This is a genomic window from Rhodococcus sp. IC4_135 (assembly GCF_011602025.1).
Taxonomy (GTDB): domain Bacteria; phylum Actinomycetota; class Actinomycetes; order Mycobacteriales; family Mycobacteriaceae; genus Rhodococcus_F; species Rhodococcus_F baikonurensis.
In genome coordinates this window covers 1-274 of the sequence record NZ_JAAOLG010000150.1, presented here as the reverse complement: position 1 = coordinate 274, position 274 = coordinate 1, and the positions used below count along the sequence as shown (strand labels likewise).

The 274-nt window shown below is 58.4% G+C and carries 1 rRNA gene; it reads left to right on the top strand.

Features of this window, described 5'->3' with window-relative positions:
• A 23S ribosomal RNA gene (locus tag G8767_RS35400) occupies positions 1-274 on the top strand; the annotation flags it as partial.

The following is a 274-nucleotide window of genomic DNA, read 5'->3' as shown; positions in this document are numbered from 1 at the left end:
AGGTTGGCTTAGAAGCAGCCACCCTTGAAAGAGTGCGTAATAGCTCACTGGTCAAGTGATCCTGCGCCGACAATGTAGCGGGGCTCAAGTACACCACCGAAGCTGCGGCATTCACGCAATAGCCCCCCTTCACTCTGCGGAGTGTTGGGCAGGTGTGTGGATGGGTAGGGGAGCGTCGTGTGGCCATGGAAGCGGCAGGGTGACCTAGCCGTGGAGGCCACACGAGTGAGAATGCAGGCATGAGTAGCGAAAGACGAGTGAGAAACTCGTCCGC